The organism is Guyparkeria sp. (assembly GCF_046545975.1).
Taxonomy (GTDB): domain Bacteria; phylum Pseudomonadota; class Gammaproteobacteria; order Halothiobacillales; family Halothiobacillaceae; genus Guyparkeria.
In genome coordinates this window covers 1-5,868 of sequence record NZ_JBKGYT010000098.1, presented here as the reverse complement: position 1 = coordinate 5,868, position 5,868 = coordinate 1, and the positions used below count along the sequence as shown (strand labels likewise).

General features: G+C 68.0%; 6 protein-coding genes. 3 read left to right on the top strand and 3 right to left on the bottom strand.

What is annotated here, in order from left to right; all coding sequences use genetic code 11:
• Both ACLFMY_RS08125 and ACLFMY_RS08120 read left to right on the top strand, forming a co-directional pair.
• Positions 1 to 912, top strand: a 912-nt coding sequence (locus tag ACLFMY_RS08125; RefSeq protein WP_410764161.1) for an OmpP1/FadL family transporter, incomplete at its 5' end; no start/stop codon positions are given.
• A 126-nt stretch (positions 913 to 1,038) separates the two neighbouring features.
• Complete coding sequence (locus tag ACLFMY_RS08120; protein WP_410764160.1) at positions 1,039 to 1,275, top strand: YdcH family protein; 237 nt, start codon at positions 1,039 to 1,041, stop codon at positions 1,273 to 1,275.
• 169 nt (positions 1,276 to 1,444) lie between these two features.
• On the opposite strand, the gene purN is transcribed toward ACLFMY_RS08120, so the two are convergent.
• Both purN and purM read right to left on the bottom strand, forming a co-directional pair.
• Positions 1,445 to 2,110, bottom strand: coding sequence for a phosphoribosylglycinamide formyltransferase (purN, locus tag ACLFMY_RS08115; RefSeq protein ID WP_410764159.1), 666 nt, complete (start codon positions 2,108 to 2,110; stop codon positions 1,445 to 1,447).
• Complete coding sequence (purM, locus tag ACLFMY_RS08110) at positions 2,110 to 3,147, bottom strand: phosphoribosylformylglycinamidine cyclo-ligase (RefSeq protein WP_410764158.1); 1,038 nt, start codon at positions 3,145 to 3,147, stop codon at positions 2,110 to 2,112. The genes purN and purM overlap by 1 nt, the downstream gene beginning before the upstream one ends.
• 97 nt (positions 3,148 to 3,244) lie before the next feature.
• Here purM and ACLFMY_RS08105 point away from each other — a divergent pair, with 97 nt between their 5' ends.
• The gene (locus tag ACLFMY_RS08105; RefSeq protein ID WP_410764157.1) at positions 3,245 to 3,583 is read left to right on the top strand and encodes a DUF2007 domain-containing protein; all 339 of its coding nucleotides are present in this window, start codon (positions 3,245 to 3,247) and stop codon (positions 3,581 to 3,583) included.
• 39 nt (positions 3,584 to 3,622) lie between these two features.
• On the opposite strand, the gene ACLFMY_RS08100 is transcribed toward ACLFMY_RS08105, so the two are convergent.
• Positions 3,623 to 5,680 carry a BCCT family transporter gene (locus ACLFMY_RS08100; RefSeq protein WP_410764156.1) on the bottom strand — a complete coding sequence of 686 codons (2,058 nt, stop codon included), beginning with the start codon at positions 5,678 to 5,680 and terminating at the stop codon, positions 3,623 to 3,625.
• Positions 5,681 to 5,868: the final 188 nt, after the last annotated feature.

The following is a 5,868-nucleotide window of genomic DNA, read 5'->3' as shown; positions in this document are numbered from 1 at the left end:
TGGCTGGGGCGCTACCACGGCGTCGAGAGCCACGTCGAGGTGCTCGACCTCAATCCGGCGATCAGCTACGACATCACGCCGCGCGTCTCCGTCGCGGCGGGCATCAACGTCCAGTACGCCCAGGCGGAGCTGACCTCGGCGATCGACGGCGGGGCGGTCTGCGTCGCCACCGAGGGCCCGGAAACCTGTGCCGGGCTCGGACTCACGCCGGGAGACGTGGACAGCGACGGCCGGGTCCGCATCGACGGCGACGACTGGTCCGTGGGCTACAGCCTCGGGGTGCTCTGGCAGGCGACCGACCGCACCCGACTGGGCCTGGGCTACCGTTCGGGCGTCGACCACACGTTGCAGGGGGACGTCGACTACGAGATGCCGCCTGCACTCGCCGGCAGCCCGGCATTCGCCGACAGCGCCTCCCGGGCCGGGCTGGACCTGCCGCCGAGCGTGGCGGCCAGCGCGACGCACGCCTTCTCCGACTCGCTGACCGGCTCGCTGGGCCTGCTGTGGACGGGCTGGTCGAGCTTCGACGAACTGCGCGTCGAGCAGGGCGGGGGGCGTGACGATCTCCTGACCACCGAGAACTGGGACGACACCCTCCGCGTGGCGGCCGGGGGCGAATGGCAGATGGCCCCGCGCTGGACGTTGCGCGCCGGCACCGCCTACGACCCGACGCCGGTGCCCAGTGCCGAGTACCGTACCGCGCGCCTGCCGGATGCCGACCGCATCTGGGGCTCGGTGGGCGTCGGCTACGACCTGTCGACCAACTGGTCGGTGGACCTGGGTTACACGCACCTGTGGCTCAAGGATAGCCGCACGGACAGCACGACCGAATCCGGGATCCCCAATCGCCTGACCGGCGACTACAGCGGCGAGGTCGATATCCTCGGCGTGCAGATCAACGCGCAGTTCTAGGGGCATCCGGGGCGCGTTCGGACCACAGGTTTCGGGCAGACGGCTGGTCGGGTGGCAGGGTATGATCTACCCTTCTTCCCGGCCGGCGCGAGCCGGCGCTTTTCCAATCCAAAACCGAGGTGACCGATGCAGGTTGAACATCACGATCTGGCGCACGAATTTCCGGAGCTCAAGGATCGCATCCACGAGCTCAAGACCAGCGACGCCCATTTCCACAAGCAGTTCGAGCGCTACGACGAACTGACCAAGGAAATCGAGCGACTCGAGAAGCTGGACGAGCCGGTCACCGACGAGCACATGGAAGAGCTCAAGAAGGAGCGCCTGGCGGTCAAGGACGAGCTCTACGGCATGCTCAAGGGCTGAGAGTCCGCCTTCATCGGAACGCCAAGGGCCCGCCTGGATTCAGGCGGGCCCTTTACTTGTTGAAGGCCGCATCGGCGGCCATCCCCGGGCGGTGGTTCTCGGTCTCGTGGAAACGGGGCTCGGGCCCGGCGGGGCAATTCGCTTGCAAGGCAAGCTCCCGCAAGGCGATTTACGGACTCGGGGGCACGATCAGCGCCCCGGAGGCATCCACCACCGCCGGGCTGGTCTGCTTCTCGGCGCGCTCGAAGTCGACCTTCCCCTTGATCAGCCAGTCGATCGCCAGCGGGTAGATGCGGTGCTCGACGGCGTGGATGCGCTGCTTGAGCGAGTCGACGTCGTCGTCGCCAAGGATTTCGAGGCGGCCCTGGACGATCGGCGGGCCGGCATCGACGGTCGGGGTGACGAAATGCACGGTCGCTCCGTGCTTGAGGTCGCCCGCCTCGAGTGCCCGGGCGTGGGTGTTCATGCCCGGGTACTTCGGCAACAGCGAGGGATGGATGTTGATCAGGCGCCCCTGGAACCGGTCGACGAAGCCGTCGGTGAGGATGCGCATGAAGCCGGCCATGATGATCCAGTCCGGGCGCGCCTCGTCGATGGCCTCGGCCAGGGCGGCGTCGAAGGCCTCGCGGTCGGGGTAGGTCGTGTGATCGATCAGCCGGGACGGGATGCCGTGCGTCCGTGCCCGCTCGAGCGCGTAGGCGTCGGGCCGGTTGACCACCAGCAGCACGACCTCGGCATCCAGCCGGCCGGACTCGCAGGCATCGATGATCGCCTGGAAATTCGAGCCGTTGCCGGAGGCCAGTACGACCAGGCGCGCTTTCTCGTGCCCCGCCATCAACGGTAGACGACGGGCTCGCCGTTACCCCGCTCGACGATCTCGCCGATCACCCAGGCACTCTCGCCGGCCGCCTGCATGGCCGAGACGGCGGCCTCGGCCCGGTCGGCGGCGACGATGATCACCATGCCGACGCCGTTGTTGAAGGTGCGGCGCATCTCGCCGATCTCGACGTTGCCCTGGTCGGCCAGCCAGTCGAATACCGCCGGGCGCTCCCAGCTCGACCAGTCGATGGCCGCGGCAAGGCTGTCCGGGTAGACGCGCGGCAGGTTCTCGGTCAGACCGCCGCCGGTGATGTGGCTCATGGCGTGGATGTCGACGGTCTCGGCGAGCGCCTTGACGGCACGCGCGTAGATGCGTGTCGGGGCGAGCAGCTGGTCGAGCAGGGTCTTGCCCTCGGCGGTGGTCCAGTCGGGTTGGGCGCGCTCGATGATCTTGCGGATCAAGGAGTAGCCGTTGGCGTGCGGGCCGGAGGCGGGCAGGGCGATCAGCCTGTCGCCGGCGGCGACCTTGCTGCCGTCGATGAGCTGGTCCTTCTCCACCGCGCCGACGGCGAAGCCGGCCAGATCGTAGTCGCCCTGCTCGTACATCGACGGCATCTCGGCGGTCTCGCCGCCGATCAGCGCGCAGCCGGCCTGCGAGCAGCCCTCGGCGATGCCCTCGACCACTTGGGCGGCCACGTCGACGTCGAGCTTGCCGGTGGCGTAGTAGTCGAGGAAGAACAGCGGCTCGGCGCCGGTGACCAGGATGTCGTTGACGCACATGGCGACCAGATCGATGCCGATCCGGTCGTGCCGGTCGAGGTCGATCGCCAGGCGCAGCTTGGTGCCCACGCCGTCGGTGCCCGAGACCAGCACCGGCTGCTTGAACTTGCTCGTATCCAGCGCGAACAGGCCGCCGAAGCCGCCCAGGCCGCCCATCACCTCGGGGCGTTGCGTGCGCTTGACCGCGGGCTTGATGCGTTCGACCAGGCTGTTGCCGGCATCGATGTCGACGCCCGCGTCGCGGTAGGTGAGGGGGGTGTTTTCCTGGGTCATGGGCAATGCGCAGTGCTAGGGTTTCTCGGGCGCGTAGTCTACATCAGGTTGGTACGAAACGCCTGTCATGCGGGACGGGCTCAGGGGGAGCGGAGCAATGAAGACGATCTACAAGGCCGGCGACGTGCTCGAGGCGCATATCGTCTGCGGCATGCTCAATGCCGAGGGCATCGAGGCCCAGGTCGCCGGCCAGTACCAGCAGGGTGCCGTGGGTGGACTCGCGCCGCGCGACTTCGCCCGGGTGCAGCTGCTCGACGAGCGCGACGAGCCACGGGCCCTCGAGCTGATCCGGGACTACGAGGGGCGGGACGATGCACCAATGCCGGGCCCCGGTGGCGGCGATGCCGAGTCCGAGGAATCGGGCCGTCTGGGACTGTGGCTGCTGATCGGGGCGGTGGTGGTGTTCCTGGTCAGCTGGTGGACGCTGAGCCGCTGACGCGGCCGGCCCAGCGGGGTCGGACCAGGGAGCCTTCAGCTATTTCGGTTTCCGGTCGGCCTGTCCCTTGAGGTCGTCGTCGAACTCGTCCATGCGCCAGGGCAGCACGCCGGGGCTGGTCCGCACGAAGTGGAGGTAGCGCTCGAACTGGTCGATGATGTCCTCGATGATCAGGTCGGTGTCGAAGCCGTAGATGTCGTAGGCCCGGCCGCCGCGGCGCAGGAAGACCTCGGCGCGGTAATAGCGCTCGCCGCCGCTGCCCGCCTGCGGGATCCGGGGGAAGGCCAGTGTCGGCTTGGCGTAGCTCTGCAGCCGGACCTCGTAGAAGAAGTCGAAGAAGCCGGGCCGGTTGACGGTCAGCCGAACGCGCGGGCGTTCCTCGTCGATGCTCACGCTTACCGGCCAGCCGCGTTCCTCCAGTTCCCCCGCGACCGTGTCCATGGCCTGCCTGACGTTCTCGCGGATGAAGCCGGCCACGCTCTCCCGGTCCGGGAAGCTCACCAGGCTGGTGAGGCGGTCCTGCCAGGAGGCCTTGCCGGCGATCCCGGTACGCCCGGAGGTCATCTTGTACTGCAGGCTGATGTCACGCTGACTTTCGATGCGCAGCGCCTGCCACAGGCCCACGCCGGCGATCAGCATGACGATGGCGAAGGGCAGGGCCGAGGTGACCGCCGCGGTCTGCAGGGCCTTGAGCCCGCCGGCGAGCAGCAGTACCGAGGCGACCACACCGGAGAGCGTGGCCCAGAAGATGCGCTGGGCCACCGGGGTCTTCAGCGCGCCGCCGGAGGCCAGCGAGTCGATCACCAGCGCGCCCGAGTCGGCCGAGGTGACGAAGAAGGTCACGATCAGGAGGATGGTGACGAACGACACGATCGCGGTGAACGGCAGGTGCTCGAAGAGCTTGAACAGCGCGATGGCCTGGTCGGCGTTCACCTCGTCGATCAGCGAGGTGTAGCCCTCGTGCATGATCGCGTGCAGCGCGGTGTCGCCGAAGACCGAGAACCAGAAGAAGGTGAACAGCGTCGGTACCAGCATCACGCCGAAGACGAACTGCCGGATAGTCCGGCCGCGGCTGATCTTGGCGATGAACAGACCGACGAACGGCGCCCAGGCGATCGTCCAGCCGAAGATGAACAGCGTCCAGTTGCCGATCCATTCGCCGCCGACATAGGCCTGCAGGTTGAAGGTGCGGGCGATGATGCCGTCGAGGTAGGCCCCGGTGTTCTGCACGAAGGCCTCGAGGATGAAGATGGTCGGCCCGACCAGGAACACGAACAGCACCAGCACGGCGGCCAGGATCATGTTGAGCAGCGACAGTCGCCGGATGCCACGGTCCATGCCCGCGACCACCGAGAAGGTGGCCAGCGAGGTGATCACCGCGATGGTGCCGATCTGCACCCCGACATGCACGGGGATGCCCGGCCAGAGGTAGTTGAGCCCGGAATTGATCTGCGTGACCGAGATGCCGAGCGTCGTGGCCAGGCCGAACAGCGTGCCGAGGATGGCGAACACGTCCACGGTGTGGCCGATCGGCCCGTAGATGCGCTCGCCGATCAGCGGGTAGAGCGCCGAGCGCATCGACAACGGCAGCCCCTGGCGGAAGGCGAAGTACGCCAGCACCAGTCCCACCAGCCCGTAGATCGCCCAGATGTGGAACCCCCAGTGGAAGAACGAGATCTGCAGGGCCTGCTCGGCCGCCTGCCGGGTCAGGGCCTCGGCCTCCGGTGGGTTGGCGTAGTGCAGCACCGGCTCGGCCACGCCGAAGAACAGCAGGGCGATGCCGTAGCCGGCGGAGAACAGCATGGCGAACCACGACGAGAAGCTGTATTCCGGGCGGGCGTGGTCCGGGCCGAGCTTGATGCGCCCCCAGGGGGACACCGCCACCGTCACCAGGAACACCAGGAAGGTGGCGACCGCCAGGACGTAGAACCAGCCGAAGTCCGCGGTGATGGCCGCGAGCAGGCGAGCGAAGAACTCGCCGGCACGGTCCGGATCGCTGATCGTGCCGATCACCAGCAGTGCCACGACCAGGATGGCCGGGAGGAAGACCGGGATCAGGATGGTCGAACGAAAACGCGTCAGGCGCTCGGACAGCATGCGGGTCTCCGGGGCAGGGAGCCAAAGGCGATGGCCTTCACCATAGCAGGTGGTCCGGCGCTTGTGTCCCGCGACACGGCAGGCCCGTGGAGCGCCCCTTGCCTGTCCTGCAGGCGCGGCCTTGGCCGCGGCGGGGGTGGTCGGATGTTGAAGGCTGCGCCGGCAGATGCTCCTGCGGGATGGCGGTG